A 15,554-nucleotide genomic window follows, 5' to 3' on the forward strand; every position below is an offset into this window, starting at 1 on the left:
GCCGGAAATCTTGCGCTCCGCCTTGGGTTCAGGGCTTGCTCCGCGAACGGATCGATCGACGGCGAACGATCGCGCGTCCGTGGGCCCCGACCCGGGTCGGTGCGCACCTACGGCAGGGCGAGCTCGAACCAGGTGACCTTGCCGTCCCCCCGCAGCTGCACGCCCCAGGAGTCCGCGAGCGCCTCCACCAGCAGCAGCCCCCTGCCCGAGGTCGCGTACTCGGCCTCCGGATCGCGCCGACGCCCGGGCAGCCGGCTCGTACCGTCCTGCACCTCGACCCGCAGCCGGCTGTCCGAGCCGAGCACCGCGTCGAAGACCGCGCCCTTGGTGGTGTGCAGCAGCGCGTTGGTGACCAGCTCGGAGGTGAGCAGCTCGGCGGTGTCGGACAGCTCCGGCACCCCCCAGTGGCTCAGCGCCGTGCGCAGCCGGTGCCGGACCGCGCCCACCGCGACCAGGTCGGCCGGGTCGAGCGTCAGGTGCAGCCGGCGGTGCAGCGCGCACCCCGGGGCCGACGCACCCGGCGTGGCCGTCCCGGTGCCGGTGCCGGTTCCGGCTCCGATGCCGATCCCCACGCCGGTGCCGGTGCCGTTGACCGGGCCCTGGGTGGACCCGGACCGGTAGGCGTCGCCCGAACTCGTCCGCTGCCGCGGGAATCGCGACTGACCGTCCATCACCACATGCCCCCCGCCCTCGAATCCGGGCCCCCGCCTCCGGATCCCCCGCCGGCCGGGTGGCCCCCTCGTTCTGACCACCCATCCTCATGCCCAGTTGACGGCGTTTGCAACAGTGTGCGTCCGATCACGTGGGGTGAAAGGGGCACGGGGAGGTTCACGTGATCCAACTGCCCGCGCCGGACAGGTTTGCGAAGCGCAGAGGCTGTTTTCGAGCCCGCCCCCACCCGATCCCGCGCACACCCGGCGCCCGTACGGACCGTGCGCGGGCCGCGCGCCCCGTCTCCGCCACCACCGCGCGCCGCCCCCGCGTCCTCACCCCCACTGCACGCCCGACAAGCCGAACCCCGGCGGAACGGCAAGGCTGGACACGACGCCCCGGTGCGGGTTCAATGACCGAAGATGTTTGAACGACGTTCTAACATCACCCCCGGAAGCCCCGGCCCCGAGCCGACCCCCTCCCCGGCGACCGCGAGCGAGGAACCGTGCGACTGACCCCCACCGAGCGGGACCGACTGCTGATCTTCACAGCAGCCGAACTGGCCCGCGCCCGCCGAGCCCGGGGCGTACGCCTCAACATCCCCGAGGCCACCGCCCTGATCGCGGACACCGTCTGCGAGGCCGCCCGCGACGGCCGGCGCCTGGCCGAGGCCATCGAGGCCGGCCGCTCCGTCCTGACCGCCGACGACGTGCTGCCCGGTGTGCCGGACGTGGTCACCGTCGTCCAGGTCGAGGCCGTCTTCGACGACGGCACCCGCCTCGCCGTCGTCAACGACCCCTTCAAGGGCGCCGGCTCGCTCGGCGACGAGGCTCCCGGCGGCGCGCTGATCGGCGACGGTGCCGGGTACGACCCGGTCGAGGAGACGCTGCTGATCCCCGTCCACAACACGTCCGCGGTGCCGATCTCGGTCACCTCGCACTTCCACTTCTTCGAGGCCAACCCCCGACTGGCCTTCGACCGTGCCGCCGCCTACGGCACCCACCTGGCCGTCCCGGCCGGCTCCTCGGTGCGCTTCGACCCGGGCGCCACCGTCGAGGTCGGCCTGGTCCCGATCGGCGGCGACCGGGTCGCGATCGGCTTCGCCGGGCTCGTGGACGGTCCCCTGGACGCGCCCGGCGCGAAGGAGGCCGCCCTCGACAAGGCCCGCGCGACCGGCTACCTGACCCGCTTCGACGACACGGAGGTGCCCTCGTGAGCTCCATCTCCCCCCACGACTACATCTCCGTCCACGGCCCGCGCGCCGGCGACCGGGTCCGCCTCGGCGACAGCGGGCTGATCGTCCGCGTCGAGTCCGACTCCCAGGCGCCCGGCGACGAGTTCCTGGCCGGCTTCGGCAAGACCGCCCGCGACGGCCTGCACCTCAAGCCCGCCGCCGTCCGCGACACCTGCGACGTGGTGATCAGCAACGTCCTGGTCATCGACGCGATCCAGGGCATCCGCAAGACGTCCATCGGCCTGATCGGCGGGCGGATCGCCTCGATCGGCCGGGCCGGCAACCCGGACACCCTGGACGGCGTGGACGTGGTCGTCGGCACCGGCACCACGATCGTCTCCGGCGAGGGCCTGATCGCCACGGCCGGCGCCATCGACACCCACGTCCACCTGCTCTCGCCGCGGATCATGGAGGCCTCGCTCGCCTCCGGCGTCACCACGATCATCGGCCAGGAGTTCGGCCCGGTCTGGGGCGTCGGCGTCAACTCGCCCTGGGCGCTGCGGCACGCCTTCAACGCCTTCGACGCCTGGCCCGTCAACATCGGCTTCCTGGGCCGCGGTTCGTCCTCCGACGAGGCCCCGCTGATCGAGGCGCTGGCCGAGGGCGGCGCCTCCGGCTTCAAGGTGCACGAGGACATGGGCGCGCACACCCGCGCGCTGGACACCGCGCTGCGGGTCGCCGAGGAGTACGACGTCCAGGTCGCCCTGCACACCGACGGGTTGAACGAGTGCCTGTCGGTCGAGGACACCCTGAAGGTGCTGGAGGGCCGGACCATCCACGCCTTCCACATCGAGGGCTGCGGCGGCGGTCACGTCCCCAACGTGCTCAAGATGGCCGGCGTGCCGAACGTCATCGGCTCCTCCACCAACCCCACCCTGCCCTTCGGCCGGGACGCCCTCGGCGAGCACTTCGGCATGATCGTCTCCGCGCACGACCTCAAGGTCGACCTGCCCGGCGACGCCGCCATGGCCCGCGACCGCATCCGGGCCGGGACGATGGGCGCCGAGGACGTGCTGCACGACCTCGGGGTCATCGGCATCACCTCCTCCGACGCCCAGGGCATGGGCCGCGCGGGCGAGACCGTGCGCCGAACCTTCGCCATGGCCGGCAAGATGAAGGCCGAACTCGGCCCGCTCGACGGCACCGGCTCGTACGGGACCACCGAGAGCGGCGACGACAACGAGCGCGTGCTCCGCTACATCGCCAAGCTCACCATCAACCCGGCCATCGCCCACGGCCTCTCCCACGAGGTCGGCTCGATCGAGGTCGGCAAGCTCGCCGACATCGTGCTGTGGCGCGCGGACCACTTCGGCGCCAAGCCGCAGCTCGTCCTCAAGGCAGGCTTCCCCGCGTACGGCGTGGTGGGCGACCCCAACGCCTCCACCGACCGCTGCGAACCGCTCGTGCTCGGCCCGCAGTTCGGCGCCCACGGCGCGACCGCCGCCGACATCTCGGTGGCCTTCGTCGCCCAGGCCGCCGCCGACGCGGCCCACCTCGACCGCCCCGCCGACGGCCTGCCCACCCGCCGCCGCCGCGTCGGCGTCCGCGGCACCCGCGGCATCGGGCCGCGCGACATGGTACGCAACGCCCGGGTCGGCAACGTCGAGGTCACCGAGACCGGGCTGGTCTCCCTCGACGGCTCGCCGCTGCGCTCCGAACCCGCCGACAGCGTCTCCCTCAGCCGCCTCTACTTCCTCTGACCTCCACCTCCGTTGCCTCCCGACTCCCGCCGCCCTGACTCCCGCAGCCCCCTGACTCCCGCCGCCCCCGACCCGCTTAGGACCGCGCGATGACCACCCCCACGCCCGCCTCCCTCGGCTACCGGATGCCCGCCGAATGGCACCCCCACGACCGCACCTGGATGGCCTTCCCCACCACCAACCCCACCTTCGACGGCCCCGAGCAGCTGCACGCCGCCCGCCAGGCCTGGGCCGCCGTCGCCGACACCATCGTCCGGTACGAGCCGGTCACGCTGATCGTCAACACCGGTGAGACCGCCGAGGCCCGCAAGTACGTCTCCGAGCAGGTCGAGATCGTCGAGCGCCCGCTCAACGACGCCTGGATGCGCGACATCGGCCCGTCCTTCCTGATCGACGGCAAGGGCTCGCTCGCCGCCGCCGACTGGATCTTCAACGGCTGGGGCGCCCAGTCCTGGGCCCGCTGGGACAAGGACCAGCACATCGCCGAGCACATCAGCGAGCTGACGGACGTCCAGCGCTTCGCCTCCCGGCTGATCAACGAGGGCGGCGGCATCCACGTCGACGGCGAGGGCACCGTGCTCGTCACCGAGACCGTCCAGCTCGGCGAGGGCCGCAACGCCGACTGGACCAAGGAGGAGGTCGAGGCCGAACTCCACGCCTTCCTCGGCACCACCAAGGCCATCTGGCTGCCGCGCGGGCTCACCCGCGACTACGACGAGTTCGGCACCCGCGGCCACATCGACATCGTCGCCTCCTTCGTCCGCCCCGGCGTCGTGGTCGCCCACGTCCAGCCCAACCCCTCCCACCCGGACCACGCCGTCTGCCAGGAGCTGGTCGCCATCCTGCGCGCCTCCACCGACGCCCAGGGCCGGCAGCTGGAGGTCATCGAACTGCCCGCCCCCACCATCCTGTTCGACGAGGACCACGCGCCCGTCGACTACTCCTACATCAACCACTACGTCGCCAACGGCGCCGTCGTGCTGTGCGCGTTCGACGACCCCCGCGACCAGGAGGCCGCCGACATCCTCGCCGAGGCCTACCCCGGCCGCACCGTCGAACTCGTCGACGCCCGCGAGATCTTCGCCAACGGCGGCGGCATCCACTGCATCACCCAGCAGCAGCCCAGGGCCTGACGACACCCCCCGGCAACCGGGGCGAGGGCGGCAACCGCCCCCGTCCCGGTGCCCTTCGGTCCTCCCCTCCTCCTCCCAGGAAGCAGCCCCGCCATGGCCGACCCCCGCCCGCGCCGACCGGCGCGCCCCCGCGAGGAGGTCTTCGCCACCGCCCGGGCCGCCATCGCCGAACACGGGCTCGCCAGACTCACCATGGCCGGCCTCGGCAAGCAGCTCCAGATGAGCGCCGGACACCTGCTCTACTACTTCGGCAGCAAGGACCAGCTCCTGCTGGAAACCCTTCGCTGGAGCGAGGACCAGCTCGGCACCCGCCGCCGCGAAGCCCTCACCGACCCCACCCTCGACCCCTGGCAGCGCCTCGACGCCTACCTGCGCCTCTACCTGCCCGAGGGCCCCGGCGACCCGCGCTGGATCCTCTGGGTCGAGGTCTGGGGCCGCTCCCCCGCCAGCGCCGAACTCCGCCGGGGCCAACAGGAGATCGAAGCCCCCTGGCAGGCCGACCTGGTCACCCTCATCGAACAGGGCACCACCACCGGCCACTTCACCCCCGGCCCCGCCCCCGCCCGCGCCGCCCAGCTCCGCGCCCTCCTCGACGGCCTCGCCGTCCCCATCGCCATCGGCCTTCCCGACACCCACCCCCCCACCGCCCTCACCCACGCCACCACCGTCGCCAGCATCCTCCTCCGCACCTGAGGGCCCGCCGACCACGCCGACCGGCAGCCCCGGCCCCCAAGCCGCAGCAACGCCGCACCCACGTGCCCCGCAGGGCGCCCAAAGCCGACCGGGCCGACCGACCCTCGCGCAACACCCCCCACCCGGCCGGCCTGCGAGCCCCCGGCCCGGCCGACAGCGACGGTGGGGCAGGAGCGGGGTCTGCGCCAGAAGTCGGTGGGGCCGACTTCTCGTGCGGTGGTCCGGGTGGGCGCCGGAGGTCTGGGCCGTTCAGCGGGCTCGGTGGTCAGCGGGGGCGAGCGACTTCTCGTGGGGTGGCACGGTTACTCGGTCCAGATGGCGGCGGCGGTGCGGTCGTCGGTGTAGCCCTTGGCGCGGACCTGGACCTGGCGGAGGAAGTCGACGGTGCCCGGGGGGTGGGGGTGGGCCCAGTGGGCGGAGAGGAAGTGGGCGACGGCGGGTTCGTCGGCGATGGGGCGGGACAGGCCCGGGGTGCAGAGCAGGAGGATGTCGCCCGGGGTGGCGGGGACGAGGCGGAAGCGGAACGGGCGCGGGTCCGGCACCGGGGCTTCCGGGACGGGCGGCTGGCCGTCCGGGTGGTGGAGCAGCCGGGCCGCGTAGGCGTCGATCCAGTGGCCGGAGCGCAGCAGGTAGAGCCCGCCGGGGCCGACGCCGAAGGCGGCGCGGTAGCCCGCCGCCGGGTCCAGCGACACCAGCATGCAGTGCAGCGAGGCCGGGGACGGGGTGTCATCCCCCTCCTGCCGGGGTGCCAGCGCGCGCAGCGGGGCGGCGGCGCCGGTGGCCAGGCGCTGGAGGCCGTAGCGCAGGCGGTCCCGGGCGCCGTCGCGCAGGTCGGCGGCCAGGCCGGCCCGGCTGCGCCCGATCGCGGCGGCGAGTTGGCGGCAGGCCTCGCCGGTTCCGGCGGCGACGGCCTGTGCGGTGAGCGACTCGTCCTCGGCACCGCCGGTGCGGTCGTAGCCCGCGAGGACGGCGAGCAGCAGTCCGTCGGAGCCGTCACCGAACCTGGTCACCAGCAGGCTGTCCCGGCGCGGCTCGCCCCGGTAGCGGGCGGAGTCGCCCCGGACGGAGACGGCGCGCAGCACGGTCGTCCCGTACTGGGCGCCCTCCAGCGCAGTGTCCGGCACGACGGTGTCGAGCCTGCCCGGGTCGGCCTCGGGCACGGCGGTCGGCTCGGGGCCGTACGTCGGGGGGCGCTCGCCCACGTGCGGGACGGCGGGGCCGCCGTCGGTGAGCGGGGCACGGATGGCCAGGCGCGGGTCGGGAACGGGGGCGGAGGGCTCGGGGTCGGGCTGCGGCGCGTGGTCAGGTTCGGGTTCGGGGGACGGTTCCTTGACCGCTACGGGTTCGGGTTCGGGTTCGGGTTCGGGTTCGGGAGACGGTTCCTTGACCGCTACGGGTTCGGGTTCGGGAGACGGTTCCTTGACCGCTACGGGTTCGGGGGCCGGGGCGGGGGTGGCGGCGGCCTCCGGTTCGGCTTCCGGTTCCGGTCCCGCAGAGGGCTCGGGTTCGGAGGCGGGGGCGGCCTTCTCCAGGAAGACCGGGGTTGTGGGCACCTCCGGCTCCGGCCCTGCCTCCGGCTCCGGAGTCTCCACCCGGGGAGCCTCGGCGGCGGTCTCGGTCGATCCGCGCTGGCGTCCGATGCCGCCGGTCCCCTCGATCACGCCGATCGCGGTGTCGAACCAGTCGTCGATGCCGTCCCGTGCCGTCTTCGGTTCCACTGCCGGCTCCGCAGCCGCCTCCGGCTCCGCCGTCCGTTGCTGCCCGATCAGTCCGGCCGCCGTGTCGAACCAGTCGTCGACGCTGCCGTCGCCCGCGTCGGCGTGCGGGGTGTCGGGGAGGGTGCCCGCCGGGCCGTCGTAGACGGTGTCCCACCAGCCGTCGTCGGGCCGGGGCGGCTGTGCGGGTGCACCCTGCTTGCTCATCTGGCGGCTCCTGGTCGGTCCGTGGTCGCGCCGCCCCCGGCGGGGCCGGACTGGCGTCATTGTCTCCAAGTGCAACGACCCTGTCCGGGTTTCGGCGACAACCGGTCACCGATCGGATCATCCCGGCCACCGCGTTCACCTGGTGTTTCGCCGGCGGCGGGGCGGCGGAGCGGTACGGCCGTCACCACGGCGCCCGTTTCCGTTCCGTCCGTGCTTGCCGGATGTGCCCCGAGCAGGGCGTTTCCTGGAGATTGCGGCGCGTCGGCGGCCGAAAATGAGGGCCGATGAGGGGCATCGCTTCACCCGTTCGGCTGATTAAATGTGCGCATGACCGCGTCGGCCCCGAGCTCACCCCGACCGGGGAGGGCCGCATCGGCGGGCCGCCCGGCGGGTGCGCTGTTGGTCCTGCTGCTGGTCGCCCTGCTGACCGCGCTGCCGTGTACGGGCCTGGCGAAGGCGGACGCCTCCGCCCGCCCGGGTCCGGCGGCGGTGGGCGCCGTCTCGGTGGTCAGCGCGGCGGAAGCCACGGCGCAGACCGCGCTCGCCCGCGACACCGCCCGTGACGCCGCGCGCGACGCCGCCCGGGCCTCCGACGGCCACCACCGCGTCGCGGAGCAGCAGGACCACTGGATCCTCTGCACCGCCGACGGCCAGCCGCCGCACGACAACGGCTGCTCCAGCCACCCGTTCTGCCCCCAGGACGCCCAGCTGCCGAACCCGCCGCCGCACCCGCAGCCCGCCGCGTGGCCACTCGTCTCCCCGGCGCCCGAGGCGCTGCCCCGAGTGGTGCCCGCAGGCCTGCTGGACGGCCCGCACCCGGCCCCTGATCTGCACGAGCTCCAGGTCCACCGGTCCTGAGCGGAACCCACCGCCGACGCTCCCCGTCGGCGGGTCCGCCACTCCCTCCTCTTCAGCCGACCGTCGCCACCAGCCGTGCGCGGCGGGGACAAGGACAACCGTCATGGGTTCCGCCTCGAAGCAGTCCAACAAGCCCGTCGGCAAGGGCGGCGTCGACCGCCGCGCCCGGATAGCCGAGCTGCGCGCCGCCGAGCAGCGCCGCGACCGCCGCAACAAGGTGATCGCCTCGGTGGCCGCCGGTGTGCTGGTGGTCGGCGCGATCGCGACCGGCACCTGGCTCGTCATGGACCAGAACCAGAAGAAGAAGGACCGCGAGGCCGCCGCCAACGCGGACATCCCGGGCGTGAAGACCTTCGGCGACCTGAGCCGCAACCACGTCAAGGACAAGGTCAACTACCCGATGACCCCGCCGGTCGGCGGCGACCACAACGCGGTGTGGCTGGACTGCATGGGCCACGTCTACGACAAGCCGGTCGAGAACGAGCGCGCCGTCCACTCGCTGGAGCACGGCGCGGTCTGGGTCACGTACAACGGCAAGGCCACGGCGGACGACATCAAGGTCCTCTCCGACAAGGTCAAGGCCACCCCGTACTCGCTGATGAGCCCGTACCCGGACGAGCAGGGCACCATCACCCTGAACGCCTGGAGCACCCAGCTGGTCGTGGACAACGCGAGCGACCCGCGGGTCAACCAGTTCTTCACCAAGTACGTCCAGGGCAAGCAGACCCAGGAGCCGGGCGCCTCCTGCACCATGGGGGAGATGTGACCGCCGACGGAACCCGCCCCGAGGAGTCCTCGGCAGCGGGTGCACCGGAGGAGCGGACCGCGGAGCGCCCCGGCCGCCGCCGGATGTGGTGGCCGGCCGCACTGGCCGCCGTGGTCGCGCTGGCGCTCGGGGTTCCGGCCCTGGTGGCCGGCGGGACGTCCGCCTCCGGTTCGTCCTCGATCACCGTCCCCGCGGACGACTCGCCCGAGGCCGGGTTCGCCCGCGACATGGCGACCCACCACCAGCAGGCGGTGGACCTGTCGTTCATCGTCCGGGACCGCACGAGCGACGAGCCGACCCGCACCCTCGCCTTCGACGTCATCAACACCCAGGCCAACCAGCGCGGGATGCTGACGGGCTGGCTCGACCAGTGGGGGCTGTCGCAGCACTCGACGGCCAAGCCCATGGCGTGGATGAAGATGGACCACGACTATCAGGCGCACGACGGTTCGCTGATGCCCGGCATGGCCACCAACGCCCAGATGGCGAAGCTGCGCACGCTCAGCGGGCGGGACGCCGAGGTGTACTACCTCCAGCTGATGATCGAGCACCACAAGGGCGGCGTCGAGATGGCCCAGGGCTACGTCGACATGGCGAAGAACGACGTCGAGAAGCGGCTCGCCCAGTCGATGGTGGTCGCCCAGACGTCCGAACTGGAGCTGATGACCGACATGCTCAAGGAGCGCGGCGCCGCCCCCGGCGTGCCCGCGTCCTGACGCCCGAGGTCCCAGCAGTCCCGAAGGTCCAGCAGTCCCCGAAATCCCCTCGTTCCACCGGACGGCCGGGGCGCGACGAGCGGTCCCGCGACCGCCCGTGCCGCGCCCCGGCCGTCCGCCGTCCGCACCCCCTGGAGCAAGCCCGCATGACGACCGACGCGCCCTGGCTGATCGCCGGACTCGGCAACCCCGGCCCCTGGTTCCGGCTGACCCGGCACAACGCGGGCTTCCTGGCCGTGGACCGGCTGGCCGAGCGGCACGGCGCCCGGTTCCGCCGGCGCGGGATCGGCGCCGTGGTCGCGGAGATCGAGGTGGACGGCCGGCGGGTGCTGCTGGCCAAGCCGTTGTGGTGGTCCATCAACCTGTCCGGCCGCCCGGTGGCCGCCCTGCTGCGCCGCTACGGGGTGCCGGTCGAGCGCCTGGTGGTCGTCCAGGACGACCTGGACTTCGCCTACGGCACCGGCAAGCTGAAGCGCGGCGGCGGCCCGGGCGGGCACAACGGGGTGCGGTCGGTGGGCGAGGTGCTCGGCACCCGGGACTTCGTCCGGCTGCGCTTCGGCATCGGGCGCCCGCCGAAGGGGCAGAGCGCCGGCGACTACGTGCTGAAGAAGTTCTCGGACGAGGAACTCGCCGCGATGCCGGGGGTGACGGACCGCTGTGCGGACGCCCTGGAGACGCTGGTGCGGCTCGGGCTGAACCGCGCCCAGGACGCCCTGAACGTCAGCGCGTAGCCGCCAGACGGCTCCGAGGGGTGGCGGGCCGGGTCAGCGCGACCGCCGCCACCGCGACCGCCGCCAGGGCAACCAGCACCGTCCGCCCACCGGACGCGGCGCCCGCCAGGTGGACACCGAGGACGGACAGCGCCATGCCGAGCGCGGTGCCCAGGCTGCGCGCCATGTTCACCATGCCGCCGCCGACGGCCGAGCACTCCGCCGGGACCGCCCGCATCACCAGGGCGTTGTTGGCGGGCAGCAGCAGGCCCAGCCCGTACCCGGCGACCAGCAGCGGGGCCGCGACGGCCGCGGCCGAGACCGGCAGTGCGGCGAACAGCAGCAGTCCGGCGGCGGCCAGGCCGGCGCCGAAGCGGCACCGGGTGACGTCCGACCAGCCCCGGGGCAGCAGTCCGCTGCCGACCGTCGCCGCGACGGCGAACGCGGCGGGAAGCAGCGTGACCACCAGCCCGGCGGCGGCCGTCGACACGCCCGCGCCGGTGAGCCGCACCGGGCCCAGCACCAGCGGACAGAACAGCAGCAGGTAGCCGATCAGCGCGACCGCCAGCCCGGAGCGCACGCCCGGGGTGTTGACCAGCCCGGGCGCCAGGATCGGCCGGGCCGCCCGTCGCTCCTGGCGCGCCAGCGCCACGGCGAGGACGGCGGCGGCCAGCAGCAGGAAGGCGACGGCCCAGCCGGGCAGCGGCAGGCCGGAGGCGGTGGACAGCGCGAGCAGCAGCGCGGTGGTTGCCCCGGTGAGCAGCAGCATGCCGGGCAGGTCGAAGCGGGGCTCGCGGGGCCCCCGGCCACGCCGCGCCGGGACCGGCGCGGGCGCGCAGGCCCGGGTGCGGGGCAACAGGTACCAGCCGGCCACGATGCCGAACACGGCGATCGGCACGTTCACCCAGAACACCCACTGCCACGAGGCGTGCTCGACCAGCAGCCCGCCGAGGCTAGGCCCGAGCGCCAGCCCGAGGCCCTGGGCGGCAGCCTGGATGCCGAGGGCGCGCCGCATCGCGCGCTCGGGGACGCCCCGCGCGACCAGGGCGACGCTGTTGGCCTGCATCATCGCGGCGCCGACGGCCTGCACGGCCCGGCAGCCGACCAGGATCCACAGGCTCCCGGCGAACCCGGCGCCGAGCGAGGACAGGCCGAAGACGGCGAAACCGCCGATGTACACGGTCTTGCGGCCGACCAGGTCGGACAGCCAGCCGATCGGGGCCAGCAGGGCGACCAGGACGAGCAGGTAGGCGAGGGCGACCCACTCGACGGCGGCGAAACCCGCGTCGAAGTGGCGGCCGAGAGCGGGGAAGACCAGGGCGATGACACTGGCGTCGAGCTGGCCGAGGAAGGCACCGAGACAGACGGTGCCCACGGCCAGCCAGTGGGCGTGGCGCCAGCCGGCTATGCCGCGGGGCCGGGGCCGCTCGGTGAGCAGGCGCGCGACAAGGGCGGTGGCGTTCATGCCACAAATATATCGGATGCAGATATGTTCTTTGTACGATTTACTCGTGCTGCGATACGTGCGATACGAAGGATCTCGCGGTGCGTCCACGCTGCGTCCGAGGGGCGGACGGCACCCCGGGAACGCCCCGTACCAGGCGATACGCTGTCCGCCATGCCGTCGTCACCACACGTTCCCGACTCCGCCGCCGAAAGCCCCGACCCGGCGGTCGAGCACGCCCGGCGGCTGACCGACACCGTCACCCGGCTGCGCCGCGCACTGCGCAGCAGCATCCGCACCGACTATCCCTGGGAGTTCCTGCCGATGGCGCAGGTCGAACTCCTCCAGACCCTCGCCGCGGCGCCGCTGCGGGTCGGCGAACTCGCCGCCCGCCAGCGCCTCGCCCCCAACACCGTCAGCGGACTGGTCGGCAAACTGCTGGAGGCCGGGTTCGTCGACCGCCAGGCCGACCCGGGCGACCGGCGCACCGCCCGGATCGCCCTCACCCCGGCCGGACGCCGCCAGCTCGACGACTGGCAGCACGCCCACGAACGCCGGATCGCCAGCGCCCTCGACACCCTCGATCCGGCCGACCGCGAGGCCGTCGTCCACGCGCTGCCCGCGCTCGAACAGCTCGCCCGCGCACTGGCCCAGCCGGGAACCCTCGCCGAGGGGACGTCGGCCGGCTGAGCGGGGTCGGCCGAACCGGAATGGGCGGCCGCCGGGGCGCGGTGGCCACTAGCGTCCCGGCATGACCGACATCGAGGTGGGGATCGAGCCCTGGACTGACGCCGACCTCGCACTGCTGCGCCGGGTCAACACCCCGGAGATGAAGAAGCACGTCGGCGGACCGGAGACGGAGGAGCAGTTGCTCGTCCGGTATTGGGCGCTACCTGGACTTCGTCCCGTCCGGCCTGGGCTGCATGTACCGCATCGTGCTGCTGCCCGGGGGCGAGGCCGTCGGCACGGTCGGTTACGGCACCCGCACCTGGGCGGGCGAGACCGTCCACGAGATGGGGTGGAACGTGCTGCCCGGGTACCAGCGGAAGGGCATCGCGGTGACCGCCGCCCGGGCCGCCGTCGCGGCCGCCCGGCGCGGGGCCGCGCACCGCTTCCTGCACGCCTTCCCCTCGGTGGACAACCCCGCCTCCAACGCGGTGTGCGCGAAGGCCGGGTTCGCGCTGCTCGGCGGGACGGAGTTCGAGTTCCCGCCCGGCCGGTTCATGCGCAGCAGCAACTGGCGCGTCGACCTCCGGGGCTGACGCCCTTGTCGGGCGCTCGGGTCCCCGTCAGAAGAGCGTGCCGCTCTCCAGCTCCAGCAGCCAGCGCTTGCGATCCACGCCCGCCGCGAAGCCGGTGAGCGAACCGTTGGCGCCGAGCACCCGGTGGCAGGGGCGCACGATCAGCAGCGGGTTGGCGCCCACCGCGCCGCCGACCGCCCGGACCATCCGCGGCGACTGGCCTGCCAGCTCGGCGAGTTGGCCGTAGGTGACGGTCGTGCCGTACGGGACCTCGTCCAGTGCGGCCCAGATCCGGCGGCGGAACTCTGTGCCCTCGGGGGCGAGCGGCAGGTCGAAGGTGGTGCGCTCGCCGCTGAAGTAGGCGGTCAGCTGGGCGACCGGCTCGGCGAGCGCCTCGGGGTCGAACTCCCAGGCGTCGGCGGGCTCGGCCAGCGCGTACTTCTGTCCGGGCACGGTGACGGCGGCCAGGGCCGCCGCGCCGCCGCCCTCGGGCCGCACGCCGCTGAGCAGCATGCGGCCGAAGGGGCTCTCCATGGTGGTGTAGACGGTGGTGCTCATACCGGGTCGTTCTCCGTTCCGGGGCTGATGCTCAAGCTGGTGCTGGTGCTGGTTCCGACGCTCGAAGCGGTGGTCGGGGCGGAACTGGTTCCGACGCTCGAAGCGGTGGTCGGGGCGGAGCTCGCGGGACCGGCCCACAGCCGGTGGACGGCGTAGGAGCGCCACGGGGCCCAGACCTCGGCGGCGAGCGCGGCGGCCTTCGGGTCACCGGGGGCGCCGAGCCGGACCAGGCCGTGTTTGACGCCGATGTCGCTCGGGAGGAAGACGTCGGGGTCGGCGAGGGCGCGCATCCGCAGGTAGCCGACCGTCCACGGGCCGATGCCGGGCAGGGCCAGCAGCCGGGCGGCGGCCTCCTCCCGGTCCACCCCACCGTCCAGCCGCACCACGCCCTCGGCCAGGGCCGCGCACAGGCCGGTGAGCGCGCGGCGGCGGGCCGCGGGCATCGCGAAGTCCTCGGGGTCGGCGGTGGCCAGCGCCGCCGACGTGGGGAAGAGCAGCCGCAGGCCGCCGTTCGGCTCGGGCAGCGCGGTGCCGTACTTCTCGGCGAGCCGACCCGCCAGAGTACGGGCGGCGCCGACGGTGATCTGCTGGCCGAGCACGGCGCGGACGGCCAGCTCGTGCGGATCCACGTGCCCGGGCGAGCGCAGGCCGGGGCGCTCGCGGACCAGCGGGCCGAGCACCGGATCGGCGCCGAGCTGCTCGTCGACGGCGTCGGGGTCGGCGTCCAGGTCGAACAGGACGCGCAGCCGCTGGACGGCCGTCGGCAGGTCGCGCAGGTCGGCGAGCAGCAGGCGGCAGTCGAGCCAGCCGCGGGTGCGCGGGTCCTCCGGAGCGAGGCCGTCCACCTCGGCGATTCCGTGCCCGTACGGGAGCGCGAGGGTGCGCCGGTAGGTGCGCACGCCGGGGCGCGCGCCGGGCACGACCTCCTCCACACCGGGTACGGCACGCAGTTCGAGGAAATCGATCAGGTGGTCGCTGTCGATCGCGCCGCGGTAGGCCAGACGCAGGGTGAGGCCGCCGGCCGGGGTCGCGGTGCGGCGCCCCGCCACGACCTCGGCGCGCAGGCCGCTGGGGGTGCGGTCGTAGACCTCCCGGACGGTGTCGTTGAACTGGCGGACGGAGGCGAAGCCGGCCGCGAACGCGATGTCCGTGACGGGCAGCTCGGTGGTCTGCAGGAGCAGCCGGGCGGTCTGGGCGCGGCGGGCGCGGGCCAGCGCGATGGGGCCGGCGCCGAGTTCGGCGATGAGCTGGCGCTGCAGCTGCCGGGCGCTGTAGCCGAGCCGTCCGGCCAGGCCCGCGACGCCCTCGCGGTCCACCACGCCGTCGCCGATCAGACGCATCGCCCGGCCGACCAGGTCGGCGCGGTGGTTCCACTCCGGGGAGCCGGGCACGGAGTCCGGCCGGCAGCGGCGGCAGGCCCGGAAGCCGGCGCCCTGGGCGGCCGCGGCGCTGGGGTAGAAGCGGCAGTTGGCGCGCTTGGGGGTCACGGCGGGGCAGCTCGGTCGGCAGTAGATGCCGGTCGAGGTGACGGCCGTGAAGAAGACTCCGTCGAAGCGGGAGTCCCGGCTGTCCACGGCTCGGTACCGGATGTCATCGTCGATCACGCTGTCCAGTCTGCGGCATCGGGCGGGGGGTGACTGGCGGGAATCGGACATCACCGTTCCGGGGCTTCCGCATCGGCTGTTCCCCCGTCGCCGCTCCGGCACCGCCGGAGCAGCGGCGGGACGATCAGGTGGGAATTGACCACCTGGTTCTCTGGGCCCTCCCCCCCTCTCTCCCTCCCACCCGCCGCCATCGCACGCACCCATCACACCCGCCACCACCACCGCGCGCACACCCACAGCATCCACAGCACCCACCGCGCTCGACACGCCACCGCACCCTCGCGGCATCAACCCGTCCTGCTCCGGTGGGGCCGCCGCCCGCCG

At 74.1% G+C, this 15,554-nt stretch carries 15 protein-coding genes; 10 read left to right on the forward strand and 5 right to left on the reverse strand.

Annotation, left to right across the window (positions count from 1 at the left end):
• Positions 1-107 precede the first annotated feature (107 nt).
• A complete protein-coding gene (locus tag ACFV1W_RS31935; RefSeq protein ID WP_380420741.1) occupies positions 108-671 on the reverse strand; it encodes an ATP-binding protein in 564 nt (187 codons plus the stop codon).
• 485 nt (positions 672-1,156) lie between these two features.
• Between ACFV1W_RS31935 and ACFV1W_RS31940 the strand changes: the two genes are divergently transcribed.
• The 4 genes from ACFV1W_RS31940 (at position 1,157) to ACFV1W_RS31955 (ending at position 5,411) form a co-directional block, all read left to right on the forward strand.
• Positions 1,157-1,867 (forward strand): urease subunit gamma, encoded by a 711-nt coding sequence (locus ACFV1W_RS31940; protein WP_380420742.1) that lies wholly within the window; start codon positions 1,157-1,159, stop codon positions 1,865-1,867.
• Positions 1,864-3,585, forward strand: a complete 1,722-nt coding sequence (locus ACFV1W_RS31945; RefSeq protein ID WP_380420743.1) for an urease subunit alpha — start codon at positions 1,864-1,866, stop codon at positions 3,583-3,585. The genes ACFV1W_RS31940 and ACFV1W_RS31945 overlap by 4 nt, the downstream gene beginning before the upstream one ends.
• A gap of 89 nt (positions 3,586-3,674) precedes the next feature.
• On the forward strand, positions 3,675-4,718 hold the full coding sequence (locus ACFV1W_RS31950) for an agmatine/peptidylarginine deiminase (protein ID WP_380420744.1): 1,044 nt from the start codon (positions 3,675-3,677) through the stop codon (positions 4,716-4,718).
• Between the two features lie 93 nt (positions 4,719-4,811).
• The gene (locus tag ACFV1W_RS31955; RefSeq protein ID WP_380420745.1) at positions 4,812-5,411 is read left to right on the forward strand and encodes a TetR/AcrR family transcriptional regulator; all 600 of its coding nucleotides are present in this window, start codon (positions 4,812-4,814) and stop codon (positions 5,409-5,411) included.
• Between the two features lie 302 nt (positions 5,412-5,713).
• On the opposite strand, the gene ACFV1W_RS31960 is transcribed toward ACFV1W_RS31955, so the two are convergent.
• Positions 5,714-7,333 carry a hypothetical protein gene (locus tag ACFV1W_RS31960; RefSeq protein ID WP_380420746.1) on the reverse strand — a complete coding sequence of 540 codons (1,620 nt, stop codon included), beginning with the start codon at positions 7,331-7,333 and terminating at the stop codon, positions 5,714-5,716.
• 327 nt (positions 7,334-7,660) lie between these two features.
• On the opposite strand from ACFV1W_RS31960, the gene ACFV1W_RS31965 reads away from it, so the two are divergent.
• The 4 genes from ACFV1W_RS31965 to pth all read left to right on the forward strand — a co-directional run bounded on the left by ACFV1W_RS31965 (position 7,661) and on the right by pth (position 10,404).
• Positions 7,661-8,191, forward strand: coding sequence for a hypothetical protein (locus tag ACFV1W_RS31965; protein ID WP_380420747.1), 531 nt, complete (start codon positions 7,661-7,663; stop codon positions 8,189-8,191).
• Positions 8,192-8,294: 103 nt separating this feature from the next.
• Positions 8,295-8,957 carry a DUF3105 domain-containing protein gene (locus tag ACFV1W_RS31970; RefSeq protein ID WP_380420748.1) on the forward strand — a complete coding sequence of 221 codons (663 nt, stop codon included), beginning with the start codon at positions 8,295-8,297 and terminating at the stop codon, positions 8,955-8,957.
• A gap of 83 nt (positions 8,958-9,040) precedes the next feature.
• Positions 9,041-9,673, forward strand: a complete 633-nt coding sequence (locus tag ACFV1W_RS31975) for a DUF305 domain-containing protein (RefSeq protein ID WP_380420755.1) — start codon at positions 9,041-9,043, stop codon at positions 9,671-9,673.
• 146 nt (positions 9,674-9,819) lie between these two features.
• Entirely contained in the window at positions 9,820-10,404 is a 585-nt protein-coding gene (gene pth / locus ACFV1W_RS31980) for an aminoacyl-tRNA hydrolase (RefSeq protein ID WP_380420749.1), read from the forward strand.
• Here the strand turns inward: pth and ACFV1W_RS31985 are convergent.
• A complete protein-coding gene (locus ACFV1W_RS31985; RefSeq protein ID WP_380420750.1) occupies positions 10,394-11,848 on the reverse strand; it encodes an MFS transporter in 1,455 nt (484 codons plus the stop codon). The two genes, pth and ACFV1W_RS31985, sit on opposite strands and share 11 nt — an antisense overlap.
• 153 nt (positions 11,849-12,001) lie before the next feature.
• Here ACFV1W_RS31985 and ACFV1W_RS31990 point away from each other — a divergent pair, with 153 nt between their 5' ends.
• Both ACFV1W_RS31990 and ACFV1W_RS31995 read left to right on the forward strand, forming a co-directional pair.
• Complete coding sequence (locus ACFV1W_RS31990) at positions 12,002-12,517, forward strand: MarR family winged helix-turn-helix transcriptional regulator (protein WP_380420751.1); 516 nt, start codon at positions 12,002-12,004, stop codon at positions 12,515-12,517.
• Positions 12,518-12,750: 233 nt separating this feature from the next.
• Complete coding sequence (locus ACFV1W_RS31995) at positions 12,751-13,089, forward strand: GNAT family N-acetyltransferase (RefSeq protein ID WP_380420752.1); 339 nt, start codon at positions 12,751-12,753, stop codon at positions 13,087-13,089.
• 27 nt (positions 13,090-13,116) lie between these two features.
• Here ACFV1W_RS31995 and ACFV1W_RS32000 read toward each other — a convergent pair whose 3' ends face one another.
• Positions 13,117-13,626, reverse strand: a complete 510-nt coding sequence (locus tag ACFV1W_RS32000; protein WP_380420753.1) for a methylated-DNA--[protein]-cysteine S-methyltransferase — start codon at positions 13,624-13,626, stop codon at positions 13,117-13,119.
• On the reverse strand, positions 13,623-15,281 hold the full coding sequence (locus tag ACFV1W_RS32005) for a DNA-3-methyladenine glycosylase 2 family protein (RefSeq protein WP_380420754.1): 1,659 nt from the start codon (positions 15,279-15,281) through the stop codon (positions 13,623-13,625). The genes ACFV1W_RS32000 and ACFV1W_RS32005 overlap by 4 nt, the downstream gene beginning before the upstream one ends.
• Between the last annotated feature and the right edge of the window lie 273 nt (positions 15,282-15,554).

The sequence above is a fragment of the Kitasatospora sp. NPDC059648 genome, from assembly GCF_042734825.1.
GTDB lineage: Bacteria > Actinomycetota > Actinomycetes > Streptomycetales > Streptomycetaceae > Kitasatospora.